This is a genomic window from Streptococcus sp. GMD4S (assembly GCF_000296955.1).
In genome coordinates this window covers 1-26,014 of sequence record NZ_AJRE01000040.1, presented here as the reverse complement: position 1 = coordinate 26,014, position 26,014 = coordinate 1, and the positions used below count along the sequence as shown (strand labels likewise).

The 26,014-nt window shown below is 43.1% G+C and carries 24 protein-coding genes and 1 pseudogene; 23 read left to right on the top strand and 2 right to left on the bottom strand.

What is annotated here, in order from left to right:
• Positions 1–46: 46 nt before the first annotated feature.
• Positions 47–1,318, bottom strand: a complete 1,272-nt coding sequence (locus GMD4S_RS04110) for an aminotransferase-like domain-containing protein (RefSeq protein WP_000712263.1) — start codon at positions 1,316–1,318, stop codon at positions 47–49.
• Positions 1,319–1,463: 145 nt separating this feature from the next.
• On the opposite strand from GMD4S_RS04110, the gene budA reads away from it, so the two are divergent.
• The 9 genes from budA to alaS all read left to right on the top strand — a co-directional run bounded on the left by budA (position 1,464) and on the right by alaS (position 11,298).
• Positions 1,464–2,195, top strand: a complete 732-nt coding sequence (budA, locus tag GMD4S_RS04105; protein ID WP_000375405.1) for an acetolactate decarboxylase — start codon at positions 1,464–1,466, stop codon at positions 2,193–2,195.
• Positions 2,196–2,204: 9 nt separating this feature from the next.
• Complete coding sequence (locus tag GMD4S_RS04100) at positions 2,205–2,957, top strand: YhfC family intramembrane metalloprotease (protein WP_000215878.1); 753 nt, start codon at positions 2,205–2,207, stop codon at positions 2,955–2,957.
• A gap of 111 nt (positions 2,958–3,068) precedes the next feature.
• Positions 3,069–3,974 carry a UDP-N-acetylmuramate dehydrogenase gene (gene murB, locus GMD4S_RS04095; RefSeq protein ID WP_000111595.1) on the top strand — a complete coding sequence of 302 codons (906 nt, stop codon included), beginning with the start codon at positions 3,069–3,071 and terminating at the stop codon, positions 3,972–3,974.
• Positions 3,975–4,133: 159 nt separating this feature from the next.
• Entirely contained in the window at positions 4,134–5,291 is a 1,158-nt protein-coding gene (locus GMD4S_RS04090) for an ABC transporter ATP-binding protein (protein ID WP_000742899.1), read from the top strand.
• The gene (locus GMD4S_RS04085) at positions 5,272–6,078 is read left to right on the top strand and encodes an ABC transporter permease (RefSeq protein WP_000754118.1); all 807 of its coding nucleotides are present in this window, start codon (positions 5,272–5,274) and stop codon (positions 6,076–6,078) included. The genes GMD4S_RS04090 and GMD4S_RS04085 overlap by 20 nt, the downstream gene beginning before the upstream one ends.
• Positions 6,075–6,848 carry an ABC transporter permease gene (locus tag GMD4S_RS04080; protein WP_000712723.1) on the top strand — a complete coding sequence of 258 codons (774 nt, stop codon included), beginning with the start codon at positions 6,075–6,077 and terminating at the stop codon, positions 6,846–6,848. Before GMD4S_RS04085 ends, GMD4S_RS04080 begins: the two co-directional genes overlap by 4 nt.
• Entirely contained in the window at positions 6,845–7,915 is a 1,071-nt protein-coding gene (locus GMD4S_RS04075; RefSeq protein ID WP_000737951.1) for an ABC transporter substrate-binding protein, read from the top strand. The genes GMD4S_RS04080 and GMD4S_RS04075 overlap by 4 nt, the downstream gene beginning before the upstream one ends.
• 257 nt (positions 7,916–8,172) lie before the next feature.
• Entirely contained in the window at positions 8,173–8,658 is a 486-nt protein-coding gene (locus GMD4S_RS04070) for an LURP-one-related/scramblase family protein (protein WP_000847088.1), read from the top strand.
• Positions 8,659–8,679: 21 nt separating this feature from the next.
• Positions 8,680–11,298 (top strand): alanine--tRNA ligase, encoded by a 2,619-nt coding sequence (gene alaS, locus GMD4S_RS04065; protein ID WP_000811713.1) that lies wholly within the window; start codon positions 8,680–8,682, stop codon positions 11,296–11,298.
• A gap of 86 nt (positions 11,299–11,384) precedes the next feature.
• Here the strand turns inward: alaS and GMD4S_RS04060 are convergent, their stop codons facing one another.
• On the bottom strand, positions 11,385–12,833 hold the full coding sequence (locus GMD4S_RS04060) for an alpha-amylase (RefSeq protein WP_001181084.1): 1,449 nt from the start codon (positions 12,831–12,833) through the stop codon (positions 11,385–11,387).
• A 269-nt stretch (positions 12,834–13,102) separates the two neighbouring features.
• On the opposite strand from GMD4S_RS04060, the gene GMD4S_RS04055 reads away from it, so the two are divergent.
• From GMD4S_RS04055 to GMD4S_RS03990, 14 genes and pseudogenes are all read left to right on the top strand, one after another.
• Positions 13,103–14,266, top strand: coding sequence for a class I SAM-dependent rRNA methyltransferase (locus GMD4S_RS04055; RefSeq protein ID WP_001079993.1), 1,164 nt, complete (start codon positions 13,103–13,105; stop codon positions 14,264–14,266).
• Entirely contained in the window at positions 14,263–14,940 is a 678-nt protein-coding gene (aroD, locus tag GMD4S_RS04050; RefSeq protein WP_000767785.1) for a type I 3-dehydroquinate dehydratase, read from the top strand. Before GMD4S_RS04055 ends, aroD begins: the two co-directional genes overlap by 4 nt.
• Positions 14,930–15,784, top strand: coding sequence for a shikimate dehydrogenase (locus GMD4S_RS04045; RefSeq protein WP_000762465.1), 855 nt, complete (start codon positions 14,930–14,932; stop codon positions 15,782–15,784). The genes aroD and GMD4S_RS04045 overlap by 11 nt, the downstream gene beginning before the upstream one ends.
• Positions 15,785–15,802: 18 nt before the next feature.
• Positions 15,803–16,870: a 3-dehydroquinate synthase gene (aroB, locus tag GMD4S_RS04040; protein ID WP_000702153.1), complete on the top strand. Its 1,068-nt coding sequence runs from the start codon at positions 15,803–15,805 to the stop codon at positions 16,868–16,870.
• Between the two features lie 9 nt (positions 16,871–16,879).
• Positions 16,880–18,046 (top strand): chorismate synthase, encoded by a 1,167-nt coding sequence (gene aroC, locus GMD4S_RS04035; RefSeq protein WP_001269879.1) that lies wholly within the window; start codon positions 16,880–16,882, stop codon positions 18,044–18,046.
• Positions 18,047–18,055: 9 nt separating this feature from the next.
• A complete protein-coding gene (locus GMD4S_RS04030) occupies positions 18,056–19,159 on the top strand; it encodes a prephenate dehydrogenase (protein ID WP_001140471.1) in 1,104 nt (367 codons plus the stop codon).
• Between the two features lie 10 nt (positions 19,160–19,169).
• Positions 19,170–19,508: a YlbF/YmcA family competence regulator gene (locus tag GMD4S_RS04025; protein ID WP_000065973.1), complete on the top strand. Its 339-nt coding sequence runs from the start codon at positions 19,170–19,172 to the stop codon at positions 19,506–19,508.
• 90 nt (positions 19,509–19,598) lie between these two features.
• Positions 19,599–20,882 (top strand): 3-phosphoshikimate 1-carboxyvinyltransferase, encoded by a 1,284-nt coding sequence (gene aroA / locus GMD4S_RS04020; RefSeq protein WP_000769904.1) that lies wholly within the window; start codon positions 19,599–19,601, stop codon positions 20,880–20,882.
• Complete coding sequence (locus GMD4S_RS04015) at positions 20,875–21,351, top strand: shikimate kinase (protein ID WP_001151353.1); 477 nt, start codon at positions 20,875–20,877, stop codon at positions 21,349–21,351. The genes aroA and GMD4S_RS04015 overlap by 8 nt, the downstream gene beginning before the upstream one ends.
• Positions 21,348–22,196 carry a prephenate dehydratase gene (gene pheA, locus GMD4S_RS04010; protein ID WP_000686426.1) on the top strand — a complete coding sequence of 283 codons (849 nt, stop codon included), beginning with the start codon at positions 21,348–21,350 and terminating at the stop codon, positions 22,194–22,196. Before GMD4S_RS04015 ends, pheA begins: the two co-directional genes overlap by 4 nt.
• A complete protein-coding gene (locus tag GMD4S_RS04005; RefSeq protein WP_000032319.1) occupies positions 22,193–23,488 on the top strand; it encodes an LCP family protein in 1,296 nt (431 codons plus the stop codon). The genes pheA and GMD4S_RS04005 overlap by 4 nt, the downstream gene beginning before the upstream one ends.
• Positions 23,489–23,631: 143 nt before the next feature.
• The gene (locus tag GMD4S_RS04000) at positions 23,632–24,468 is read left to right on the top strand and encodes a LicD family protein (protein WP_001281444.1); all 837 of its coding nucleotides are present in this window, start codon (positions 23,632–23,634) and stop codon (positions 24,466–24,468) included.
• Positions 24,465–25,433, top strand: coding sequence for a glycosyltransferase family 2 protein (locus tag GMD4S_RS03995; protein ID WP_000971797.1), 969 nt, complete (start codon positions 24,465–24,467; stop codon positions 25,431–25,433). The genes GMD4S_RS04000 and GMD4S_RS03995 overlap by 4 nt, the downstream gene beginning before the upstream one ends.
• Before the next feature lie 21 nt (positions 25,434–25,454).
• Positions 25,455–26,014, top strand: a pseudogene (locus GMD4S_RS03990) (LicD family protein); the annotation flags it as partial.

Genomic DNA, 26,014 nt, shown 5'->3' with positions numbered 1-26,014 from the left:
GCGAAACTAACAGAAGTTGAACAATAAGAAAAAGCAGAGTTGGACTTTAATCCAATTCTGCTTTTATGTATTCTAATAGCTCTTCTAGATTTTCAAGAGTGACTTTGGCGAACTGATAAGGACAGGCGTCCAAATAAGCCTTCTCAAAAAAGTCTAATTTGAGTGAGCTGTGTTTCAAACTGGCAATCTTAGGATAGTGTCTCAAATCAAGCAAAAGACCATCGTGTAGAGGATAGTGGGGCAAGGGACAGGTGTTTTCTTCAAGCACTTTCTTTATCTGAGCCTGATAGTTCTCTTGAAGGGTCAATCTAGCCAGTCGATTTTTTTCAAATAACTGACTATCGATGTAAAGAGAAAGAGCCTTTTGCATGATGAGATTGCTGTCATAGTCCAGGATATTTTTATAGGAAACAAAGGCCTCTTTTAGGGCATTTGGGAGAATGAGAGCGGTAATACGAAGGGCTGGAAAGAGACTGGTTGAGAAGGATTTGATATAAATGACCCGATCCTCAGTATCTAGATAGTGGAAGGTTTGTCCCTTTTTAGAGTCTAGGTCACCTAGATAATCATCCTCGACGATATATACACCATACTGGTTTGCTAGATCCAGAATAGCCCTTTTTTCCTGATCAGAATAGGAATGACCTAGGGGATAGTGGAAGCGAGGGATGGTATAGAAAAACTTGATTTTCCCAGATTTAAACTGTTCTTCCAGTTCTTCAAGGTCAATGCCATCAATTCGGCGTTCAATGGTCAGGTAGGCTAATCCCTGAGCGACCAAGAGGCGGTTCATCCGGTGGTAGGTCGGCTGTTCGACCAAAATCTCAGCTCCCTCGCTCGGAAAGTTAATCTGAGAAAGGATAAAAAGAGCTTGCTGGGTGCCAGAAGTTAGAACCAATTGGTCGGGTTTGCAGTAGAGGGCTTGGTCAAAGAGGAGTTGATGGACAGATTGTCTCAGTTCCTCAAGGCCTTCTTGGTTGTCATAGTAGTTGAATAGGTAGTTTTCTCGGCCTATCAGGGTTTCGTTGACACAGAGTCGGAAGTCGTCATAGGCACTGGCATGTTCGTCAGTGACTTCGATTTCCAAGTCTTGGTGCTGTCCTTGTTCCAGAACATAGTAGCCACTTTGGGGTTTGGCATAGAGGTATTGTTCATGGCGTAATTCCAGCAGGGCTCGTTGGATAGTGTCCTTGCTACAGTGGAAGTCTTGGCTCAGTTGACGGATAGAGGGAAGCCGGCTACCTGTTGGGAATTTTCCTGATTCGATACCCTTTTTTAGAAAGGAAACGACTGCTTGGTATTTACTTTCTTTCTTCATTCCAGACCTCCGTTGATTTTGTTACATTGTACCTTTTTTTTGCCTCCTTTGCAATGGGAAAAGCATTTCTCCCTTTCACAACTAGGAGCAAATGTGGTATACTTAGAAAGTATGATGATTCAATGAAAAGAAGATAAGAAAGAGAATGGATAGAAAAGTGCAGGAACCGGTAAAATTATTTCAATACAATACTCTAGGTGCCCTAATGGCAGGTCTCTATGGTGGAACCATGACAGTGGGAGAATTGCTGGAACATGGTGACCTTGGTTTGGGAACCCTTGATTCGATTGATGGGGAGTTAATTGTCCTTGATGGCAAGGCTTATCAAGCAAAGGGATCTGGTCAAACGCCTGAAATCGTTGAAGTGGCAGCGGATGCTCTAATTCCCTATGCAGCAGTAGTTCCTCATCAGGCAGAAGTGATTTTTCGTCAGCGCTTTGAAATGACGGACAAGGAATTGGAAAAGCGAATTGAGTCCTACTATGATGGGGAAAACCTTTTTCGTTCCATCAAGATTCATGGCGAATTTTCACAAATGCACGTGCGGATGATTCCTAAATCCACACCTGATACCAAATTTGCTGATGTAGCGACTCACCAACCTGAATATAGCCGTGAAAATGTATCGGGAACCATTGTTGGATTTTGGACACCAGAGATTTTCCATGGAGTGAGTGTTGCAGGCTACCATTTGCATTTTATCTCAGATGATTTGACCTTTGGTGGGCATGTGATGGACTTTGTTATAAAAGAAGGAATGATTGAGGTTGGGGCAGTCGACCAGTTGGACCAACGTTTTCCAGTCCAAGATCGCCAGTATTTATTCGCCAAATTTAACGTTGACGAGATGAAGAAAGATATTGATAAGTCAGAATAGGAGAAAAAGATGACAGTACATATTATCCTTACCATGATCGCTTTGGTTCTCATTCTAGTAAGTGGAACTTGGTATGCCAAAAAACGGTTTAAAATCTCTCTTGCAGTGATGGGCTTGGGGGCAATCGCATTTTTTGTTTCTTCTCAAGTGTTAGAGAAGATGGTTCATCTTCTGATACTCCATCCGCAAAAAGATGGAACCATTCCGCTTATGCAGGAGCAGCCTTTCTTATACGTCCTTTATGGGATCGCTATGGCAGCCCTCTTTGAAGAGACGGCTCGTCTTATCTTTTTTAAATGGTTGGAGAAAAAGAGAAAGCTAGAAGATCGAGATGCTTTGGCTTATGGTTTGGGACATGGGGGCTTAGAAATGCTCTATCTCGGAATGGGAAGCTTGATCAGTCTTTTGATTCTCTTTTCACTCATCCAGTCTTCAAATACTGATGTAGCTAATCTCCTTCCAAAGTCTACACTCGAAACGGTTCAGTCTCTTTCTGTATGGCAGGTTTATTTACTAGGAGTTGAACGTGTGCTTGCTCTGGTTCTCCAAATTGGTCTTTCCATCTGGGTCTATCAAAGTGTCCGTCAAAAGAAATGGATCTACCTCCTTGCTGCCTATGGTTTGCATGCCTTGTTTGACTTGGCTCCAGCCTTATCTCAAGTGGGATGGATTGCAAATCCGCTTCTAGTTGAGTTTGTTCTTCTCGTAGAACTTTTAGTCTTTATCTGGCTGACAAAATCTACATTTTGGAAAAAATCATAAAAAGAGGGGTGACCTCTTTTTTTATGTAAAGATAAAACAAGCTCTTTTTATGGTCGTCAAATGTCTCTAAAAATGGTATAATGGAATGAATTTTGAAAAAGGAAGAGTGACATGTCAGTAAAAGAAAAAATGCTTGAAATCCTAGAAGGAATCGATATTCGTTTTAAGGAACCCTTGAAGACCTATACCTATACCAAGGTAGGAGGTCGAGCGGATTATTTAGTTTTGCCACGCAATCGCTATGAGATGGCCCGTGTCGTCCAATTTGCCAATCAAGAGAATATTCCTTGGATGGTGCTAGGAAATGCCAGCAATATCATCGTTCGTGAAGGTGGAATCCGTGGTTTTGTCATCTTGTGCGATAAGCTCAATAACGTTTCGGTTGATGGCTATACCATCGAAGCAGAAGCTGGGGCAAACTTGATCGAAACGACACGTATTGCCCTTCGTCATAGTTTGACTGGTTTTGAGTTTGCTTGTGGGATTCCAGGGAGCGTCGGTGGAGCTGTCTTTATGAATGCGGGTGCCTATGGAGGAGAGATTGCTCATATCTTGCAGTCTTGTCAAATTTTGACTAAGGAAGGGGAAATCGAGACCTTGTCAGTCAAGGACTTGGCTTTTGGCTACCGTCATTCAGCTATTCAGGATTCTGGGGCTGTTGTTTTGTCAGCTAAATTTGCCCTAGCTCCTGGAAATCACCAGGTCATCAAGCAAGAGATGGACCGCTTGACGCACCTACGTGAACTCAAACAACCTCTAGAATACCCATCTTGTGGTTCAGTCTTTAAGCGTCCAGTTGGGCATTTTGCAGGTCAGTTGATCTCAGAGGCTGGATTGAAAGGCTATCGTATCGGTGGTGTGGAAGTATCTGAAAAGCATGCCGGTTTCATGATCAATGTTGCTGACGGAACGGCCAAAGACTACGAGGACTTGATCCAATCTGTTATCGAAAAAGTCAAGGAACACTCAGGTGTCACTCTTGAAAGAGAAGTCCGAATCTTGGGTGAGAAGGAATAAGGTTAGGGTAGAAAAGTTGCTGCTATAATCATTATAAAGGGGGTGAAAGCCTATCGTTAGTGAAGATGTATGTAGGCAGTTCAATCTCCTACACGAGGTAGTAGCGGCCTGACAGAGCCCTGATCTGTTAATTTATGAAAAAGAAGGAATTTATGACAATTGAAAAAACCAATTATTGAATTCAAAAACGTCTCTAAAGTTTTTGAAGACAGCAACACCAAGGTTCTCAAAGACATCAATTTTGAGTTGGAAGAAGGGAAATTTTACACTCTTTTAGGCGCATCCGGTTCAGGAAAATCAACCATTCTAAACATCATTGCAGGTTTACTGGATGCGACGACAGGGGATATTTTGCTGGATGGGGTACGGATCAACGACATCCCAACCAACAAGCGAGACGTCCATACGGTCTTCCAATCCTATGCCTTGTTTCCACATATGAATGTGTTTGAAAATGTTGCCTTTCCACTCCGCTTGCGTAAAATCGACAAGAAAGAAATCGAACAACGTGTAGCGGAAGTTCTCAAGATGGTTCAGTTGGAAGGTTACGAGAAGCGTTCCATCCGTAAACTCTCTGGTGGACAACGCCAGCGTGTGGCTATTGCCCGCGCCATTATCAACCAGCCCCGTGTGGTCTTGTTGGATGAGCCCTTGTCAGCGCTGGACTTGAAATTGCGAACAGACATGCAGTATGAACTGCGTGAACTGCAACAACGATTGGGGATTACCTTTGTCTTTGTCACTCATGATCAGGAGGAAGCCCTGGCCATGAGTGACTGGATTTTCGTCATGAACGATGGCGAGATTGTTCAGTCTGGAACACCAGTGGACATCTATGATGAGCCGATCAACCATTTTGTTGCCACCTTTATCGGTGAGTCCAATATCTTGCCTGGAACCATGATTGAGGATTACTTGGTTGAGTTTAACGGCAAACGCTTTGAAGCAGTCGACGGGGGGATGAAGCCAAATGAGCCAGTTGAGATTGTCATTCGTCCAGAGGACTTGCGCATTACCCTTCCTGAAGAAGGCAAGCTCCAAGTCAAGGTTGATACCCAGCTCTTCCGTGGGGTTCACTATGAGATCATCGCCTATGACGAACTCGGAAATGAATGGATGATCCACTCGACTCGTAAGGCCATTGTGGGTGAGGAAATCGGTCTGGACTTTGAACCAGAAGATATCCACATCATGCGTCTCAACGAAACCGAAGAAGAGTTCGATGCTCGTATTGAAGAATACGTAGAAATCGAAGAGCAAGAAGCAGGTCTGATTAACGCGATCGAGGAGGAAAGAGATGAAGAAAACAACCTCTAAACTCTTTGTAGTGCCCTATATGCTTTGGATCGCCCTCTTTGTTCTCGCACCCTTGGTCTTGATTTTTGGACAATCCTTTTTCAACATTGAAGGCCAGTTTAGTTTAGAAAACTACAAATCCTACTTTGCATCACAAAACTTGACCTATCTCAAAATGAGCTTCAACTCTGTGCTTTATGCGGGGATTGTGACCATGGTGACACTTTTCATCAGCTATCCAACAGCCCTCTTTTTGACCCGTCTTAAGCACCGTCAACTCTGGCTCATGCTGATTATCTTGCCAACCTGGATCAATCTGCTCCTTAAGGCCTATGCCTTTATCGGGATTTTTGGTCAAAATGGCTCTATTAATCAATTTTTGGAATTCATCGGAATCGGTTCTCAACAGTTGCTCTTTACCGATTTCTCCTTCATCTTCGTCGCAAGCTACATCGAGCTTCCCTTTATGATTTTGCCGATTTTCAATGTCTTGGATGATATGGACAACAATCTCATCAATGCCAGTTATGACCTCGGTGCGACCAAGTGGGAGACCTTCCGCCATGTCATTTTCCCTCTATCGATGAATGGAGTGAGAAGTGGGGTTCAGTCTGTCTTTATCCCAAGTTTGAGTCTCTTCATGCTGACACGTTTAATCGGTGGGAACCGCGTTATCACGCTGGGAACGGCTATTGAGCAGAACTTCCTGACCAATGATAACTATGGTATGGGTTCAACCATTGGTGTGATCCTCATCCTGACCATGTTCATCACCATGTGGGTGACCAAGGAAAGGAGAGAACGATGAAAAAATTTGCCAATCTCTACCTAGCCTTTGTCTTTATCGTCCTTTATTTGCCAATTTTTTACCTGATTGGCTACGCCTTTAACGCAGGGGATGATATGAATAGTTTTACCGGCTTTAGCTTGAGCCATTTTAAAACCATGTTTGGTGATGGCCGTCTCATGTTGATCCTCACTCAAACCTTTTTCTTGGCCTTTCTAGCTTCCTTGATTGCGACCATTATCGGGACTTTCGGTGCTATCTATATCTACCAGTCTCGTAAGAAATACCAAGAAGCCTTTTTATCACTCAATAATATCCTCATGGTTGCGCCTGACGTTATGATTGGTGCCAGTTTCTTGATTCTCTTTACCCAGCTTAAGTTTTCACTTGGCTTTTTGACGGTTCTATCTAGCCACGTGGCCTTTTCCATCCCTATCGTGGTCTTGATGGTCTTGCCTCGTCTCAAGGAAATGAATGATGACATGATCCATGCGGCCTATGACTTGGGAGCCAGCCAGTTTCAGATGTTTAAGGAAATCATGCTACCTTATCTGACTCCGTCTATCATTGCAGGTTATTTCATGGCCTTCACCTATTCGCTAGATGATTTTGCCGTGACCTTCTTTGTGACGGGAAATGGCTTTTCAACCCTGTCAGTCGAGATTTACTCTCGTGCTCGTAAGGGAATTTCGCTAGAAATCAATGCCCTGTCTGCCCTTGTCTTTCTCTTTAGTATTATCCTAGTTGTTGGCTATTACTTTATCTCACGTGAGAAGGAGGAGCAAGCATGAAAAAACTCTATTCATTTTTAGCAGGAATTGTAGCGATTATCCTTGTCTTGTGGGGGATTGCGACTCATCTAGATAGTAAAATCAATAGCCGAGACAGTCAGAAATTGGTTATCTACAACTGGGGGGACTATATCGATCCAGAACTCTTGGAGAAATTCACAGAAGAAACAGGAATCCAAGTACAGTACGAGACCTTTGACTCCAATGAAGCCATGTATACCAAGATCAAGCAGGGTGGAACAACCTATGATATTGCCATCCCAAGTGAATACATGATCAACAAGATGAAGGACGAAGACCTCTTGGTTCCGCTTGATTATTCAAAAATTGAAGGAATCGAAAATATCGGACCTGAGTTCCTCAACCAGTCCTTTGACCCGGGCAACAAATTCTCCATCCCGTACTTCTGGGGAACCTTGGGAATTGTTTACAATGAAACCATGGTAGAGGAGGCGCCTGAGCATTGGGATGACCTCTGGAAACCAGAATACAAGGATTCCATCATGCTCTTTGATGGGGCGCGTGAGGTGCTGGGACTCGGGCTTAACTCACTTGGTTACAGTCTCAACTCCAAGGATCCTCAGCAGTTGGAAGAGACAGTGGATAAGCTCTACAAATTGACTCCAAATATCAAGGCCATTGTGGCGGATGAGATGAAGGGTTACATGATTCAGAACAACGCTGCTATCGGTGTGACTTTCTCTGGGGAAGCCAGCCAGATGTTGGAGAAAAATCCTAACCTCAAGTATGTCGTTCCGACTGAGGCCAGCAATCTCTGGTTTGATAACATGGTCATTCCAAAAACCGTGAAAAACCAGGATGCTGCCTATGCCTTTATCAACTTTATGTTAAAACCCGAAAATGCTCTGAAAAATGCGGAGTATGTAGGTTACTCAACACCAAACCTACCAGCAAAGGAAATGCTCCCAGAGGAGACTCGTGAGGACAAATCCTTCTATCCAGACGCTGATACTATGAAACACTTGGAAGTTTATGAGAAATTTGACCATAAATGGACAGGAAAATATAGTGACCTCTTCCTCCAGTTTAAAATGTACCGGAAGTAGGAGATATGCTTTCTTGTCAGTTTTCCTAGTTGACGCAGAACCCAAAAAACGATATAATAAAAAAGTTGAGAATTGATTTTCAGTTATCTTAGTCCAGAGAATTGGCGGTGCTGCGAGCCATCTAAGGTAGGAAATCATGCTACTCAATCAGACAATTGCATAAGAATAAGAGAATGACAAGTTCATTGAATGAAGGTGGTACCGCGGTTTTTCGCCCTTCGTGATATGGACTTGTCTTTTGATTTTTGGAGGTGTTTATGAAGACATTTCTCGTGAAACAAAAGTTTCGTCTTGGGGGCGAACGCTTCGATATCAAAGATGATAGGGGAGTAGTGAACTATCAGGTGGAAGGCTCTTTCTTCCAAATTCCTAAGACCTTTACCATCTATGACGCCTATGGTGAGCAAGTCAGTGAAATTAGTAAAGAATTTTTCACTTTGCTTCCTCGATTTACTATTCAGCTACGAAATGGTTCCAATTTCGTTATTCGTAAGAAGTTGACCTTCTGGCGAGATAAGTATGAGTTTGATAATCTCGGGCTTCGTATCGAGGGTAATATCTGGGATTTAAATTTCAAATTGCTAGATGATCGTGACCAAGTGATTGCTGAGATTCGGAAAGAGATTTTTCATTTAACCTCGACTTACACCGTAACCGTCTATGAAGACTCGTATGCAGACCTAGTCGTTTCCCTTTGTGTCGCGATTGACTATGTGGAGATGCTGGAAAGCCAATCAAATTAAACAAGTAAATAAGGAGATATTATGAAACAACTATCTAGTGCTCAAGTTCGCCAAATGTGGCTTGATTTCTGGGCAAGTAAAGGCCACTCTGTCGAACCATCAGTCAGCTTGGTTCCTGTAAATGACCCAACTCTTTTGTGGATTAACTCTGGGGTAGCAACCCTTAAGAAATACTTTGACGGAACCATTATCCCTGAAAATCCACGTATTACCAATGCGCAAAAAGCTATCCGTACTAACGATATTGAAAACGTAGGGAAGACTGCGCGCCACCATACTATGTTTGAAATGTTGGGGAACTTCTCTATTGGTGATTATTTCCGTGATGAAGCCATCACTTGGGCTTATGAGCTCTTGACAAGCCCAGAATGGTTTGATTTCCCAGCTGAAAAACTTTATATGACCTACTATCCAGACGATAAGGATTCTTATAACCGCTGGATTGAAGTAGGAGTGGACCCAAGCCACTTGATCCCAATCGAAGACAACTTCTGGGAAATCGGTGCTGGACCTTCTGGACCTGATACAGAAATCTTCTTTGACCGTGGAGAAGCATTTGACCCAGAAAATATTGGTCTTCGTCTGCTTGCAGAAGATATCGAAAACGACCGTTACATCGAAATCTGGAATATCGTTTTGTCACAATTTAACGCTGATCCTGCTGTTCCTCGTAGCGAATACAAAGAATTGCCACACAAGAACATTGATACGGGCGCTGGTTTGGAGCGTTTGGTGGCTGTTATCCAAGGGGCTAAGACAAACTTTGAAACGGACCTCTTCATGCCGATTATCCGTGAAGTTGAGAAATTGTCAGGTAAGGTCTACGACCAAGATGGCGATAACATGAGCTTCAAGGTCATCGCTGACCACATCCGTTCCCTTTCATTTGCCATCGGTGATGGTGCTCTTCCAGGAAATGAAGGCCGTGGTTATGTCCTTCGTCGTCTCCTCCGTCGTGCTTCTATGCACGGTCAAAAATTGGGTATCAACGAGCCTTTCCTTTACAAACTCGTTCCAACTGTTGGAAAAATCATGGAAAGCTACTACCCAGAAGTGCTTGAAAAACGTGACTTTATCGAGAAAATTGTCAAGAGCGAGGAAGAGTCATTTGCTCGTACCCTTCACTCAGGTCAACACTTTGCAGAAACTATTGTAGCTGATTTGAAAGCGAAAGGTCAAAACGTTATCGCTGGGCAAGATGTCTTCAAACTTTACGATACATATGGATTCCCAGTTGAATTGACAGAAGAAATCGCTGAAGAAGCAGGGATGACTGTAGACCGTGAAGGTTTTGAAGCAGCCATGAAAGAACAGCAAGAACGTGCGCGTGCGTCAGCTGTCAAAGGCGGCTCAATGGGAATGCAAAATGAAACCCTTCAAAACATTACAGTGGAAAGCCGATTTAACTACAAAAAAGAAAAACTAGCTAGTAGACTTGTTGCTATCGTAGCGGACAATGCAGAAGTAAACGTTGTTTCAGAAGGAACTGCCTCTCTTATCTTTGCGGAAACACCATTCTACGCTGAAATGGGTGGACAAGTAGCTGACCACGGTCAAATCTTGGATGCTAAAGGAAATGTCGTAGCGACTGTAACGGACGTGCAAAAAGCACCAAACGGACAAGCTCTTCATACTGTCGAAGTTCTTGCACCACTTGCTTTGAATCAAGAATATACCTTGGCAATCGATACTAATCGCCGTCACCGTGTCATGAAAAACCACACAGCGACTCACTTGCTCCATGCGGCTCTTCACAATATCCTTGGCCACCATGCGACACAAGCAGGATCTCTGAACGAAGTAGAATTTCTTCGCTTTGACTTTACTCACTTCCAAGCTGTGACTCCTGAAGAGTTGCGCGCCATTGAACAGCAAGTTAATGAGAAAATTTGGGAAGCAATTGCTGTAGAAACTGTTGAGACAGATATTGACACGGCTAAAGAAATGGGAGCTATGGCCCTCTTTGGTGAGAAATACGGTAAGGAAGTTCGTGTTGTGACCATCGGTGACTACTCAGTGGAACTCTGTGGTGGTACCCACGTTGGCAATACTTCTGAAATCGGTCTCTTCAAGATTGTCAAAGAAGAAGGGATTGGTTCAGGAACTCGTCGTATCTTGGCAGTGACTGGTAAAGAAGCCTTTGAAGCCTACCGTGAACAAGAAGACGCTCTTAAAGCTGTTGCATCAACTCTTAAAGCACCTCAACTCAAGGAAGTACCTCACAAGGTTGAAGGCCTTCAAGAGCAACTCCGTCAATTGCAAAAAGAAAATGCAGAATTGAAGGAAAAAGCAGCAGCTGCAGCGGCAGGTGATGTCTTTAAGGATGTGAAGGAAGTCAACGGACACCGTTACATTGCAAGCCAAGTTTCTGTATCAGATGCAAGTGCCCTTCGTACCTTTGCGGATAACTGGAAACAAAAAGACTACTCTGATGTGCTTGTCCTAGTTGCCGCTATTGGTTACAAGGTCAATGTCCTCGTAGCAAGCAAGACTAAAGATGTACACGCAGGAAACTTGGTTAAAGAATTGGCTCCAATCGTCGATGGACGTGGTGGTGGTAAACCAGACATGGCTATGGCAGGAGGAAGCAACCAAGCGAAAATTCAAGAACTCTTGGATGCAGTAGCAGGTAAATTGTAAGACAATAAAGATCTATCCATTTGGGTAGGTCTTTTTGCCTACTTAAAAAGCCAAATCCGCTTGGATTTGACTTGTAACTGATAGGTTTATTTTGTTGCCCAAACACTGACTGAACCCGCTGCTACTGGAAATTCTCCATAACCTTCAGCGTTGATTGTAACTTGTGCTGGATGATTTTCAAGGAGGTCAACAAAGGTTTGGTCAGCCCATTCTTGCCCGACAAACATAGATTTGCTGTTTTCTTGGTCATTTGAGATGAGGACAGCGATTGGAGATTGATGTTCAGCACCTGAACGAACCCAACCGATACAGTTGGCATCGTCAAAGTAGTCTGTTTGCTCCCCATATGCCCTGTCTTTTCGGATGGCTAGGAGACGGTCAAGAACTTCTCTGAAATCTTGTTGAGCAAATTGCCCTGAAATGCCGTAATAGTCTCCGTAAAAGACACATGGAAGACCATCTTGGCGTAATAGAATGAGGGCATAGGCTGCTGGCTTGAACCATTCTTCAACAGTAGACTCAAGGGCTTGTCCTCGTTGGGTATCATGGTTGTCAACGAAAGTGACTGCTTTGTCAGGCTTGAGTTCAACCAAGCTATCTGTGAAAATGTTACGAAGGTCGTAACTTGCTCCAGCTTGACTGGCTTCAAAGAGGTTCTGGTGGAGACGAACATCGACAAGATCAAAGCGTTCTTCTGTTTTCTCGAGATAGTCTAGATTGGCTTCCTTGTCTGGATTCCAAAATTCTCCGAAAACATAGAAATCTTGACCGTATTTTTCCTTCATATCACGGATGAAATTGCCCATAAAGAAGGAGTCGATGTGCTTAACGGCATCCAAGCGGAAACCTGCCACTCCAGTCGTTTCCATGAACCAGTCAGCCCAGTCATAGATGTTTTGGATGACTTCAGGGTGCTTAAAGTCCAGGTCAGCGTACATGAGGTAGTCGTAGTTGCCGTTTTCGTTATCGACCAATTCCTCATTTGCCCAACCTTTATTGTCTCCTTGGATCAGGTAAATGCCAGACTTACGGCGTTTGGCATCGTAGTCTGTACCTGTGAAGTGGTACCAGTGCCAGTGGAAGTCATTGTAGGTATCTTGGCGACCATCGAAAGTAAAGTGAGTCCAGCCATTGATAGTAAAGGGCTCGCTTAATTGAACGGTACGGTCCTCAGGGTCCACTTCAATAACCTGAAAGGCTTCCATATGATCGGCAGCAGCCTTGTGATTGAGCACCACATCGGCCATAGGTTGAATTCCCTGTGCTTTTAGGGCTTGAATGGCTTGAAGATAGTCTTCTTTAAACCCATACTTGGTACGGACAGTTCCTTTTTGGTGAAATTCACCTAGGTCAAAAAGATCGTAAACACCATAGCCGACATCTTTTTCGTTGGTTGCCTTGAAGGCAGGTGGCATCCAGACATGGCTGATGCCAAGGTTTGCTAGGTGCTCTGCGTCATTTGTCAGTCGCGTCCAGTGTTGGCCGTCGTGAGGCAAATACCATTCAAAGTATTGCATAAGTGTCTGATTTTGCATTGTTTTTCCTCTTACTTATCAATGATGTGTTATATTCTACCATAAAGTCCAGAACTACGCAAACGTTTGCGTAAAAATTCTATACTCATTTCTAGAAATGTCTATTTTTTGAAATTTCCCATTATTTTTCATTGTTTAGGAAAGAAGGATTAGAAAAAATGAATTGACTAAACTTTTTTTAACAAAAATGACACTTAGTAAACTAAAGTAAAAATGGACAAACGCTTTCTATTTTGAGAATTGTCACAAAATTTGCTATAATAGTAGCTATGAATAGAATTAGGGTCAGCAGACGTGTTGAAAAAAAGCTAGCTAAGGGTCTAGTTCTTTTGGAAGCAAGCGATTTAACAGATATTGAACTGACGGATCAGGAAGTAGAAGTTCTTAGTCAAGACGGAAAGTTTTTAGGGAGCGCCTATCTTTCCCAGCAGAATAAGGGAATCGGTTGGTTGGTCAGCAAGGAAAAGGTTGTTTTCAATCAAGCCTTTTTTGAAATTCTGTTTCGTAAGGCCAAGGAAGCTAGAAAGCCTTATTATCAAGATGACTTGACTACTGCCTTTCGCCTTTTTAACCAAGAGGGAGATGGTTTTGGTGGTCTGACTGTTGATCTCTACGGAGGTTATGTGGTCTTTTCTTGGTACAACTCCTTTGTTTACCAGATTCGTGAGCTGATAGTAAAGGCTTTTAAGGAAGTCTTTCCTGAGATTTTGGGAGTATATAAAAAGATTCGATTTAAAGGTCTAGATTACGAGTCTGCTCATGTCTATGGTGAAAAAGCGCCAGACTACTTTACTGTTCTTGAAAATGGTGTACTCTATCAGGTTTTTATGAATGATGGCTTGATGACAGGTATTTTTCTGGATCAGCACGATGTTCGTGGGAGTCTGGTAGACGGTCTAGCCATGGGCAAATCCTTACTCAATATGTTTTCCTATACGGCTGCCTTTTCAGTTGCTGCAGCTATGGGAGGCGCGAGTGAAACGACTTCTGTCGACTTGGCAAAACGGTCGAGAGAGCTGTCAGAAGCTCATTTTCAGGCAAATGGACTCGGCACAGACAACCATCGTTTTATCGTCATGGATGTCTTTGACTACTTCAAGTATGCCAAGCGAAAGAGCTTGACCTACGATGTAATTGTACTGGATCCGCCGAGCTTTGCTCGCAATAAAAAACAAACATTTTCTGTGGCTAAGGACTATCACAAGCTGATTTCCCAGAGTCTAGAGATTTTAAATCCGGGAGGCATTATCATTGCCAGTACCAATGCTGCCAATGTTTCCCGCCAGAAATTTACAGAACAAATTGATAAAGGTTTTGCAGGAAGAAAATATCAAATTTTAAACCAATATGGTCTTCCAGCAGACTTTGCCTATAATAAAAAAGATGAAAGCAGTAATTACCTCAAGGTGATTAGTATGAAGGTTAGTAAATGAAATTAATCGTTTCAGTAATGCCAAGAAGTTTAGAAGAAGTGCAAGAACTGGATGCCACACGGTATGAAGATGCCGATATCATCGAGTGGCGTGCAGACTTCCTCGCCAAGGAAGCCATTTTACAGGTAGCACCTGCAATCTTTGAGAAATTCGCAGGCCGCGAACTGGTCTTTACCCTTCGGACTCGCTCTGAGGGAGGAGAAATCGAACTGTCTTCTGAGGAGTATGTTCAAATCATCAAGGAAGTCACTCAACTCTATCAACCAGACTATGTGGATTTTGAGTACTTCAGCTACAAGGACGTTTTTGAGGAAATGTTGGATTTTCCAAATCTTGTTTTGAGTTACCATAATTTCCAGGAAACACCAGAAAACATGATGGAGATTCTGTCTGAGTTGACCAGTCTCTCTCCAAAAGTGGTCAAGGTATCAGTTATGGCCCATACGGAGCAGGATGTTTTAGACTTGATGAACTACACACGAGGATTTAAAACACTCAATCCTGAGCAAGACTACGTGACCATTTCCATGGGAAAAATGGGCAAGGTATCACGCATTACTTCAGATGTGACGGGTTCGAGTTGGTCATTTGCTAGTCTGGATGAAGCGAGTGCCCCAGGTCAGATTTCTCTATCAAACATGAAAAAAATCAGGGAGATTTTGGATGAAGCTTGATGGCTATACACGTTTAGCTGCAGTTGTTGCCAATCCCATCAAACACTCTATTTCACCCTTTATCCACAATAGGGCCTTTGAGGCGACAGCTATTAATGGTGCCTATGTAGCTTGGGAGATTGAAGCGGGTGATTTGGCAGAAACAGTCGCCAATATTCGCCGTTACCAGATGTTTGGCATCAACCTGTCTATGCCATACAAGGAGCAAGTGATTCCTTATCTGGATGAGTTGAGTGATGAGGTTCGTTTGATTGGGGCAGTCAACACAGTTGTTAATCAAGACAGAACGTTAATTGGATATAATACAGATGGCAAGGGATTTTTTAAGAGCTTGCCTTCTTTTACAATCTCGGATAAGAAAATGACCATTCTGGGGGCAGGTGGTGCGGCTAAATCAATCTTGGCACAGGCTATTTTGGATGGCGTCAGTCAGATTTCTATCTTTGTGCGTTCAGCTTCTATGGAAAAAACAAGACCTTATCTAGACAAGTTGCAGGAGCAAACAGGTTTTAAAGTGAACTTATATGCTTTAGAAGATGTTTCTGTCTTGCAAGAAAGGATTGCTGAGTCGGATTTACTGGTCAATGCGACTAGTGTGGGAATGGACGGTCAGTCGTCCCCAGTTCCAGAAAGCATCAATTTGCCAAAGACTCTCTTGGTTGCAGATATCATTTACCAACCCTTTGAGACGCCATTTTTGAAATGGGCTAGAAGCCAGGGCAATCCAGCTGTCAATGGTCTGGGGATGTTGCTCTATCAAGCCGCCGAAGCTTTTCAATTGTGGACAGGTAAAGAAATGCCGACAGACGAGATTTGGCAGTCCTTAACAGAAAAATACCAATAATGAAAAGGAGACCCTACTATGAAAATCAGAATCGATATTCCGCATCATCCCTATGATATTCAGATTGAAAAAGGTTGTCTATCGCAAGCAGGTCAATGGTTGCGAGAACTCTGGCAACCTCAAAAAGTGGTTATCGTAACAGATAACCATGTAGCTTCTCTCTATGCAGAGAAGGTTAAACTCAGCCTAGAAGATGCTGGTTTTCAGGTAGCTGTTTTTGACTTTTTAGAAGGCGAAGAAAGAAAGAATTTAACCACTGTACAGAAAGTCTATGAATTTTTAGTCAAGCAGGGTTTGACTCGTAGCGATGGGATTGTGGCTCTTGGTGGTGGTGTCGTTGGAGACCTGGCTGGTTTTGTAGCCTCTACCTATATGCGGGGCATTCACTTTGTTCAGATTCCGACTAGTTTGACAGCCCAGGTTGATTCGTCTATTGGTGGAAAGACGGGTGTCAATACTCCTTTTGCTAAAAATATGGTGGGAACTTTTGCCCAACCAGATGGGGTTCTGATTGACCCGCTTGTCCTAGAAACGCTTGGAAAAAGAGAGCTGATTGAGGGGATGGGCGAGGTTATCAAGTACGGCTTGATTGAGGATCCAGAACTATGGGCTCTCTTGATGGAGCTAGATGGTTCTGTAGAGAGCATTTTGGAACATGCAGAGACTTTGATTGAACATTCTTGTCAGGTTAAGCGCAAGATGGTGGTCGAAGATGAGTTGGATAACGGTGTTCGTCTTTACCTCAATTTTGGGCACACTATTGGTCATGCTATTGAAGCAACTGCCGGTTATGGCAAGGTCATGCATGGAGAAGCTGTGGCTATGGGCATGGTTCAGATTTCCAAGGTTGCTGAGGGGAAAGGCCTCATGCCAGAAGGAATAACCCAGTCCATTACAGAGATGTGCCAGAAATTTGGCTTGCCTGTTGATTATGAAAACTGGGATGTTGACAAACTTTATCAAGCTTTGACTCATGATAAAAAAGCGCGTGGAAACACCTTGAAATTGGTCTTAGTTCCAGAGCTTGGTTCAGCGACCATTCACCCAGTTTCTCTGGAAGAGATGAAAGACTACTTGGTAAAATAAGGAGAACGTATGAGATATTTAACTGCAGGAGAATCACACGGCCCCCGTTTGACGGCTATTATTGAAGGAATTCCAGCTGGACTTCCTTTGACAGCAGAGGATATTAATGGAGACCTTAAACGCCGTCAGGGTGGCTACGGTCGTGGTGGCCGTATGAAGATTGAGAGTGACCAGGTTGTCTTTACTTCGGGCGTTCGTCACGGGAAGACGACAGGGGCACCTATTACCATGGATGTCATCAATAAGGACCACCAAAAATGGCTGGATATCATGTCTGCTGAGGACATTGAAGACCGCCTTAAAAGCAAGAGAAAAATTACCCATCCTCGCCCAGGTCATGCCGATTTAGTTGGGGGCATTAAGTACCGTTTTGATGATTTGCGAAATTCCTTGGAGAGGTCATCTGCCCGTGAAACCACCATGCGAGTGGCTGTTGGGGCAGTAGCCAAACGTCTCTTAGCTGAGCTAGATATGGAGATTGCCAACCATGTCGTGGTCTTTGGTGGTAAGGAAATCGATGTACCTGAAAATCTAACAGTCGCTGAGATTAAGGAACGAGCTGCCCAGTCTGAAGTTTCTATTGTCAACCAAGAGCGGGAACAGGAAATCAAGGACTATATTGACCAAATCAAGCGTGACGGTGATACCATTGGTGGGGTTGTGGAGACAGTCGTCGGAGGTGTTCCAGTTGGCCTTGGATCCTATGTTCAATGGGACAGAAAATTAGATGCGCGATTGGCCCAAGCAGTTGTTTCTATCAATGCCTTTAAAGGGGTGGAATTTGGTCTTGGATTTGAAGCTGGTTACCGCAAAGGCAGCCAAGTTATGGATGAAATTCTCTGGTCTAAAGAAGACGGCTATACTCGTCGTACCAATAATCTAGGTGGTTTTGAAGGTGGTATGACCAATGGGCAACCAATTGTTGTTCGTGGAGTTATGAAACCCATTCCCACTCTTTACAAACCACTTATGAGTGTGGATATCGAAACCCACGAACCTTACAAGGCAACCGTGGAGAGAAGTGATCCGACCGCTCTGCCAGCAGCTGGGGTAGTCATGGAAGCTGTTGTAGCAACGGTTCTGGCGCAAGAAATCCTTGAAAAATTTTCATCGGACAACCTAGAGGAATTAAAAGAAGCGGTAACCAAACACCGTGAGTATACAAAGAACTATTAAGGAGTTCCTATGGCAAAAACCATCTATATCGCAGGTCTCGGTTTGATTGGTGCCTCGATGGCGCTTGGTATCAAACGCGATCATCCTGATTATGAAATTCTAGGTTATAATCGCAGTCAGGCTTCTAGAGATATTGCCTTGGAGCGGGGGATGATTGACCGTGCGACGGATGATTTTGCCAGTTTTGCTCCTCTGGCAGATGTCATCATCTTGACCTTGCCAATCAAGCAGACCATTGCTTTTATTCAGGAGTTGGCAGGTTTGAACTTGAAAGAAGGCGTCATTATCTCGGATGCGGGCTCAACCAAGGCTGCCATTGTGGAAGTGGCGGAGGAATATTTGGCTGGCAAGTCAATTCGTTTTGTCGGGGCTCATCCCATGGCTGGTAGCCACAAGACAGGAGCTGCCTCTGCCGATGTTAATCTCTTTGAAAATGCCTACTATATCTTTACTCCATCTAGCTTGACCACTCCAGAAACCCTTTCAGAAATGAAGGACCTACTTTCAGGCCTCCATGCTCGTTTCATTGAAATTGATGCCAAGGAGCACGATCAAGTAACTTCACAGATTAGCCATTTTCCCCATATCTTGGCATCAGGTCTCATGGAACAAACAGCAGTTTATGCTCAAGAACATGAGATGGCAAGACGCTTTGCGGCGGGTGGATTTCGAGATATGACTCGCATTGCGGAAAGCGAGCCAGGTATGTGGACTTCTATTCTCTTGTCTAACCGTGAGACTATTCTAGAGCGAATTGCGGATTTCAAGGAACGCTTGGAAGCGATTGGTCAGGCCATCAGCAGGGGAGATGAAGAGCAAATCTGGAACTTTTTCAACCAAGCGCGTGCGCAACGTCAGGCCATGGAAATACATAAGCGTGGTGGTGTGGATAGCTCTTACGACCTCTATGTCGATGTTCCCGATGAAGAAGATGTCATCTTGCGAATTTTGGAATTACTTCGTGGGACTTCTTTGGTTAATATCCACATCAACGAGGAAAACCGTGAGGATGTTCACGGGATTCTCCAAATTTCATTTAAAAATGCTCAAGATTTAGAACGAGCTGAGCGCTTAATTACAGAAAATACGGACTACACAGTCGTCATCAAATAAGGAGAAAATCATGTCAAATATTTACGATAGTGCAAATGAACTTAGTCGCGGGTTACGCGAATTACCAGAATACAAGGCGGTCAAGGCAGCCAAAGATGCTATCCAAGCTGATGAACAAGCTAGCAAGATTTTTGCAGACTACCTCGCTTTCCAGCAAGAAATCCAAGTCATGGCGCAAACGGGACAAATGCCAGACGCCTCTTTCCAAGAAAAGATGCAGTCTTTCAGCAAACAAATCCAAGAGAACGCTCTTTTGTCAGATTTCTTTGCCAAACAGCAACAATTGTCCATTTATCTTTCGGACATTGAAAAAATTGTCTTTGAACCTGTTTCAGAATTATTGAAATAGTATTTTATCTGTATAAAAGCCAGAAATTTCAGGAATTTCTGGCTTTTTTGTGATAAAATAAGAAAAAGTATTGCAAGTATGAGGTCAACTATGAAACTAAAAACAAACATTCGCCACTTACATGGCAGTATCCGGGTTCCAGGTGACAAGTCTATCAGCCACCGTACGATTATTTTTGGAAGTTTGGCTGAGGGCGAGACTAAGGTTTATGATATTTTGCGTGGAGAGGATGTACTTTCAACCATGCAGGTTTTTCGTGACCTTGGTGTTGAAATTGAGGACAAATATGGGGTTGTTACCATTCAAGGTGTTGGAATGGATGGCTTAAAAGCTCCGCAAAATGCCTTGGATATGGGTAATTCTGGCACTTCGATTCGCCTGATCTCAGGTGTACTTGCTGGTGCAGACTTCGAAGTAGAGATGTTTGGAGATGATAGTCTTTCTAAACGTCCTATGGATCGTGTGACGATTCCATTGAAAAAAATGGGCGTTAGCATCTCAGGGCAAACTGAGCGAGATCTGCCCCCTCTTCGCCTAAAAGGGACGAAAAATTTAAAACCGATTCACTATGAGTTGCCAATCGCTTCTGCTCAAGTTAAGTCTGCCTTGATATTTGCAGCCTTGCAGGCTCAGGGGGAGTCCGTGATTATCGAGAAAGAATGTACTCGTAACCACACCGAAGATATGCTACAGCAATTTGGTGGCCATTTAAGTGTGGATGGCAAGAAAATCATAGTTCAAGGGCCGCAAAAACTGACTGGACAAAAGGTAGTTGTCCCAGGAGATATCTCTAGTGCAGCCTTTTGGCTAGTCGCAGGTTTGATTGTTCCAAACTCTCGTGTGGTGCTGCAGAATGTGGGCATCAATGAAACGCGTACAGGTATTATTGATGTCATTCGCGCCATGGGAGGAAAATTAGAAATAACTGAAATCGATCCAGTCGCTAAATCAGCAACCCTGACTGTCGAATCTTCAGACCTGAAAGGAACAGAGATTGGTGGAGCTTTGATTCCACGCTTGATTGATGAATTACCTATTATTGCCCTTTTAGCGACACAAGCGCAAGGTGTAACAGTCATTAAGGATGCTGAGGAACTCAAGGTCAAGGAAACTGACCGCATTCAGGTGGTGGCTGATGCCTTAAATAGCATGGGAGCGGACATCACCCCCACAGCAGATGGGATGATTATCAAAGGGAAATCAGCCCTTCATGGCGCTAGAGTCAATACGTTTGGTGACCATCGAATTGGAATGATGACAGCCATTGCAGCCCTCTTGGTTGCGGATGGAGAAGTGGAACTTGACCGTGCTGAAGCCATCAACACTAGCTATCCTAGCTTCTTTGATGATTTGGAGAGCATGACTCATGGCTAAGGTATTACTTGGATTTATGGGGGCAGGCAAGTCGACAATCGCTAGAGGCTTGGACCCAGACTATATCGATATGGATGCCTTAATCGAGGAACATTTGGGCATGTCCATTGCGGATTTCTTCGCTGAAAAAGGAGAAGTGGCCTTTCGTCAAGTAGAGTCAGAAGTCCTAGCTGACTTACTAAAAACGGACCGAGTTGTGTCAACTGGCGGAGGAGTTGTCATTTCTCAGAGAAATCGTGACTTGCTCAAAACCAATCCTGATAACATCTACCTAAAAGCAGATTTTGAAACCCTCTACCAACGTATCGCAGCTGATAAGGACAATCAGCGTCCACTTTTTCTTAACAAAAGCAAGGAAGAACTGGTAGCTATTTTCCATGAAAGACAAGCTTGGTATGAGGAAGTAGCCAGTCGGATTCTAGATGTGACCAAGTTAAGCCCAGAGGAAATTATAGAGGAACTGAGATGAAAATTGCCTATCTAGGTCCCAAGGGATCTTTTTCGCATCATGTTGTGCAGACAGCCTTTCCCAAAGAGGAATTGCATGCCTTTGCCAATATCACAGATGTTATCAAGGCCTATGAACAGGGCTTGGTGGACTATTCTGTGGTACCAGTTGAAAACTCCATTGAAGGTAGTGTCCATGAAAGTTTGGATTACCTTTTTCACCAGGCTCGCATCCAAGCAGTGGCAGAAATCGTTCAACCCATTCACCAGCAGTTGATGGCAGTTCCTGGTCATACTAAGATTGAGAAGATTTTTTCCCATCCTCAGGCTTTGGCTCAGGGAAAAAAATTCATCGATGAACACTATCCAGAGGCTCAAATCGAGGTAACCGCCAGTACCGCCTATGCAGCTCGCTTTATTTCAGAACATCCAGATCAGCCTTATGCAGCTATTGCTCCTAAAAGTTCAGCTGAAGAATATGGCTTGGAATTGATTGCAGAGGATATTCAGGAAATGGAAGCCAATTTCACACGTTTTTGGGTGTTAGGGGCAGAGATACCGAAGATTCCTTTGAACTCACAAGCTGAAAAAATGAGTTTGGCCTTGACCTTACCAGACAACCTACCTGGTGCTCTTTACAAGGCACTTTCGACCTTTGCTTGGAGAGGGATTGACTTAACAAAGATTGAAAGTCGCCCCCTTAAAACAGCCTTGGGAGAATACTTTTTCATTATCGATGTAGACTATAGTGACAAAGAACTGGTTCATTTTGCAAGACAAGAACTAGAAGCTATTGGAATCCAGCATAAGATTCTGGGGACCTACCCGATTTTTACCATAACTGATTTAGAAAAGGAGAGTCAATGAGCAAAGAAAATCCTTTAAGTCATCACGAGCAGTTACGTTATGACTATCTCTTCAAAAATATTCATTACCTCAACGACCGTGAACGGAGGGAGTTTGATTATCTGCAACAGAAAATGGCAGGTCCCAAGTCTGAAGTTCACCATTTCCACCAAGAAGAAAAAGAAGAAACTTGGGGTAGAGATATTGATCTTCCGACTTATGGCAGTAGAAGCCGGTCTAAGAAACGTGAAAAGGTAGCTCCTCAACCTAAAGTCAAAAAGAAAAAGAGAAGAATTCGCTTCAAACGAATACTGACTTGGTTCTTGCTGTTGATTACCTGTGTGCTTGTAGGGATGATTTTTATGTTTCTTCGAGGGTTCCAGTCAGCAGCCAATCCAACAAATAAGCCAGCTGACGCCAAGGCAGCTCAAGTAGAGGTCTTTAACGGTCAGGATACCAAAGATGGTGTGAATATTTTAGTCATGGGGACAGATGGCCGTATCGGTCAAAATAGTGCAGAAACCCGTACTGACACAATCATGGTACTGAATGTCAGCGGATCGGATAAGAAGATCAAGCTAGTCAGCTTTATGCGTGACAACTTAGTTTATATCGACGGGTATAGTAAGATTGTAAATGGCCAGAAACAGACGGATAACAAACTAAATGTTGCCTATGAACTTGGGGAACAAGAAGGACAAAAAGGTGCTGAAAAGGTCCGCAAGGTTCTAAAAGACAACTTTGATTTGGATATTAAGTACTATGCCCTAGTTGACTTCCAGGCCTTTGCAACAGCTATTGATACCCTCTTCCCTGACGGAGTAACGATTGATGCTCAATTCTCAACATTGAATGGTCAACCTCTGACAGAAGCCACAGTCGGAGATGACCTTCATGCAACAGAGACAGAGTCCCCAACTCAAACTATCAAAGTTGGAAAACAGCAAATGAATGGCTCCACCTTGCTGAACTATGCTCGCTTCCGTGATGATGATGAGGGAGACTATGGCCGTACCAAACGTCAGCAACAAGTCATGTCAGCTGTTCTTGAGCAAATCAAAGATCCAACCAAGCTCTTTACGGGGTCAGAGGCACTTGGAAAAGTCTTTGGCATGACATCAACAAATCTACCATATAGCTTCTTGTTGACCAATGGCTTATCTGTCCTAGAAGGTGCTCAAAATGGCATTGAAAGACTCACCGTCCCAGAACTTGGTGACTGGGTAGACGCTTATGATATCTATGGTGGACAAGGACTTCTAGTTGATCAAAATAAATATCAGACCAAACTCGCCCAAATGGGAATGAGATAGAATACTATAAAAAAATCAAAGTTTGAATCACAAGTGAAAAAGTGGTTTAGGCTTTGATTTTTCTTAGTATCTGATGGATTTTTAGGGCTTTTTTATGGTATAATAAAACGATATAACTCGTTATTGGACAGAAGAGGAGAGACATGAGTGATTTGAAAGCGATTCAGGCTCGTAGTCTGGAAATGGCTGAATATTTCGTCGCATTTTGTAAAGAACATGATTTGTTGTGCTATCTCTGTGGTGGAGGAGCCATTGGCGCCCTTCGTAATAAGGGCTTCATTCCTTGGGATGATGATCTAGACTTTTTCATGCCACGTAAGGACTATGAAAAATTAGCAGAACTGTGGCCACGTTATGCAGACGAGCGTTATTTCTTGTCAAAGAGTAACAAAGATTTTGTAGACCGTAACCTTTTTATTACCATTCGTGACAAGGAAACTACTTGTATCAAGCCTTATCAAAAGGATTTGGATTTGCCACACGGTTTGGCCTTGGACGTTTTACCATTGGATTATTATCCTAAAAATCCAGCTGAGCGTAAGAAACAGGTTCGTTGGGCCCTGATTTATTCACTCTTTTGTGCGCAAACTATCCCAGAAAAGCATGGTGCGGTCATGAAATGGGGAAGTCGCATCTTACTCGGCCTGACTCCAAAATCTCTACGTTATCGCATTTGGAAAAAAGCTGAAAAAGAAATGACCAAGTATGGTCTGGCTGAGAGCGATGGAATTACGGAATTATGCTCAGGTCCCGGCTACATGCGAAACAAATACCCAATCGCATCCTTTGAGGACAATCTTTTCTTGCCATTTGAAGGAACTGAGATGCCCATCCCAGTCGGCTATGATGCCTATCTCAGCACTGCTTTTGGGGACTATATGACACCGCCACCAGCAGACAAGCAAGTACCGCATCATGATGCTATTATAGCAGACATGGACAAGAGCTACACAGAGTACAAGGGAGAATATGGAGCATGATGGGAGAAAAAATAAGCGTTATCGTTCCGGTCTACAATGTAGAAGCCTATCTGGAGCGATGTGTGGAGTCGATTCTTCAACAGACTTATGCCCATTTTGAGTTAATCCTAATCAACGATGGTTCTACTGATTCTAGTGGACAGATCTGTGATCACTTAGCATCTCAGTATGAGAATATCAAGGTTTATCATATCGAAAATTCTGGTGTTTCAAATGCTAGAAATATGGGAATTCAGCTAGCGACGGGTTCTTGGGTTACCTTTATTGATAGCGATGATTTCGTTACCCAGGATTACCTAGCTACTTTAGCAAGTGCAGTTGAAGGGGTGAATGTAGGCTTTGCAATTGCTCCTCTGCACCATATCAAAAACGGCATTGTAACTGATATACCTTCACATTCTGGAAAAACAGAACTCTGGTCAACAGAAGAAACCATGAAGGAACTACTGATGACTACCAGAACGTCATTTTTTCCAGTTGCAAAACTGTTTAAGAGAGACCTGCTTGCGGATGAAAAGTTTAATACAAAATATCACCTAGCTGAAGATGCCTTATTTTTAACTGAATTGCTACTAAAGACAAGATGTAGTTGCGTCTTTATTGACAAACCTGTTTATTATTATGATCATCGTGAGGGAAGTGCAACAACATCTGTTAATCGATATGTATTTGACACAATAGAAGTTTATCAGCAAATAATTGCTCAAGTTTCACAAGCCTTTCCTAATTTGAAATACGAATTAATAAACAGAGAATGTTGGTCGTACATCACAGTTTACGATAAAATTATCTTTACTTCACGTGAAGAGTATCAAAAGGAGAAAGCCGAGCTGAGGACTTGGATTGTTCAGCATCGACGCGAAATATGGAAAGATGCTTATTTCACCACTTTTCGCAAGGTAGCGATCCTTTCACTTGTCATTTCTCCATGGCTATATAAGAAAATTGTTGGATTAAAAAACTAATATCATGAGAAGGAGTTGAAAATGAATTTTTCAAAAATGGATGAATACTTTGAAAAATCAAAACTATGGATTGCGTATCTATTTGTTTTCATTTCGATTTTAAGTATGAGTTCACTGGTTTATAAGATAGCAAATCCCCTCTACAAGGGATTGTCAGCGATTGTAGTGCTTTATATTTGCTATACCTTATTGTTTAAGTGGAAAGAAATCACAGCAGATCGCAAATTTCTATCCTTATTTGGACTCTTAGCTGGAAGTCATCTGCTATCAGCTATTTTCAATCGCTCTGGACATCTGATTGGAAATGTGATTGAAATCCTCTTCATGGTAACTTATGTTTTATTATTTACCATGTTACAATCAGGGCAACTTAAAAAATTATTTGACTGGATTGCCTATACGGTTCAAATTGTATCTTTTTCTTCAGCAATTTTTGCGTTTGGTTTATTGGTAAGCAGAGTCCTTATCCTATTTAAGATTGGCGAACAATCTTATTACTATGGTGTCATGAATGGCCGTCTGTGGGGGATTGTCAATCCAAATGCTAGTGCGATATTTTCATACATTAGCATTATTTTGGC

What these genes read in the sequence shown, in the direction of transcription:
- murB (WP_000111595.1), top strand. Translation starts at nt 3,069, where the DNA reads ATGTCAGTAAAAGAAAAAATGCTTGAAATCCTAGAAGGAATCGATATT.
- GMD4S_RS04060 (WP_001181084.1), bottom strand. Translation starts at nt 12,833, where the DNA reads ATGCAAAATCAGACACTTATGCAATACTTTGAATGGTATTTGCCTCAC.
- GMD4S_RS04045 (WP_000762465.1), top strand. Translation starts at nt 14,930, where the DNA reads ATGAAGCTTGATGGCTATACACGTTTAGCTGCAGTTGTTGCCAATCCC.
- budA (WP_000375405.1), top strand. Translation starts at nt 1,464, where the DNA reads ATGGATAGAAAAGTGCAGGAACCGGTAAAATTATTTCAATACAATACT.
- alaS (WP_000811713.1), top strand. Translation starts at nt 8,680, where the DNA reads ATGAAACAACTATCTAGTGCTCAAGTTCGCCAAATGTGGCTTGATTTC.
- GMD4S_RS04055 (WP_001079993.1), top strand. Translation starts at nt 13,103, where the DNA reads ATGAATAGAATTAGGGTCAGCAGACGTGTTGAAAAAAAGCTAGCTAAG.
- pheA (WP_000686426.1), top strand. Translation starts at nt 21,348, where the DNA reads ATGAAAATTGCCTATCTAGGTCCCAAGGGATCTTTTTCGCATCATGTT.
- GMD4S_RS04085 (WP_000754118.1), top strand. Translation starts at nt 5,272, where the DNA reads ATGAAGAAAACAACCTCTAAACTCTTTGTAGTGCCCTATATGCTTTGG.
- GMD4S_RS04080 (WP_000712723.1), top strand. Translation starts at nt 6,075, where the DNA reads ATGAAAAAATTTGCCAATCTCTACCTAGCCTTTGTCTTTATCGTCCTT.
- GMD4S_RS04015 (WP_001151353.1), top strand. Translation starts at nt 20,875, where the DNA reads ATGGCTAAGGTATTACTTGGATTTATGGGGGCAGGCAAGTCGACAATC.
- GMD4S_RS03995 (WP_000971797.1), top strand. Translation starts at nt 24,465, where the DNA reads ATGATGGGAGAAAAAATAAGCGTTATCGTTCCGGTCTACAATGTAGAA.
- GMD4S_RS04025 (WP_000065973.1), top strand. Translation starts at nt 19,170, where the DNA reads ATGTCAAATATTTACGATAGTGCAAATGAACTTAGTCGCGGGTTACGC.
- GMD4S_RS04100 (WP_000215878.1), top strand. Translation starts at nt 2,205, where the DNA reads ATGACAGTACATATTATCCTTACCATGATCGCTTTGGTTCTCATTCTA.
- GMD4S_RS04005 (WP_000032319.1), top strand. Translation starts at nt 22,193, where the DNA reads ATGAGCAAAGAAAATCCTTTAAGTCATCACGAGCAGTTACGTTATGAC.
- aroB (WP_000702153.1), top strand. Translation starts at nt 15,803, where the DNA reads ATGAAAATCAGAATCGATATTCCGCATCATCCCTATGATATTCAGATT.
- GMD4S_RS04070 (WP_000847088.1), top strand. Translation starts at nt 8,173, where the DNA reads ATGAAGACATTTCTCGTGAAACAAAAGTTTCGTCTTGGGGGCGAACGC.
- GMD4S_RS04030 (WP_001140471.1), top strand. Translation starts at nt 18,056, where the DNA reads ATGGCAAAAACCATCTATATCGCAGGTCTCGGTTTGATTGGTGCCTCG.
- GMD4S_RS04075 (WP_000737951.1), top strand. Translation starts at nt 6,845, where the DNA reads ATGAAAAAACTCTATTCATTTTTAGCAGGAATTGTAGCGATTATCCTT.
- aroD (WP_000767785.1), top strand. Translation starts at nt 14,263, where the DNA reads ATGAAATTAATCGTTTCAGTAATGCCAAGAAGTTTAGAAGAAGTGCAA.
- GMD4S_RS04000 (WP_001281444.1), top strand. Translation starts at nt 23,632, where the DNA reads ATGAGTGATTTGAAAGCGATTCAGGCTCGTAGTCTGGAAATGGCTGAA.
- GMD4S_RS04110 (WP_000712263.1), bottom strand. Translation starts at nt 1,318, where the DNA reads ATGAAGAAAGAAAGTAAATACCAAGCAGTCGTTTCCTTTCTAAAAAAG.
- aroA (WP_000769904.1), top strand. Translation starts at nt 19,599, where the DNA reads ATGAAACTAAAAACAAACATTCGCCACTTACATGGCAGTATCCGGGTT.
- aroC (WP_001269879.1), top strand. Translation starts at nt 16,880, where the DNA reads ATGAGATATTTAACTGCAGGAGAATCACACGGCCCCCGTTTGACGGCT.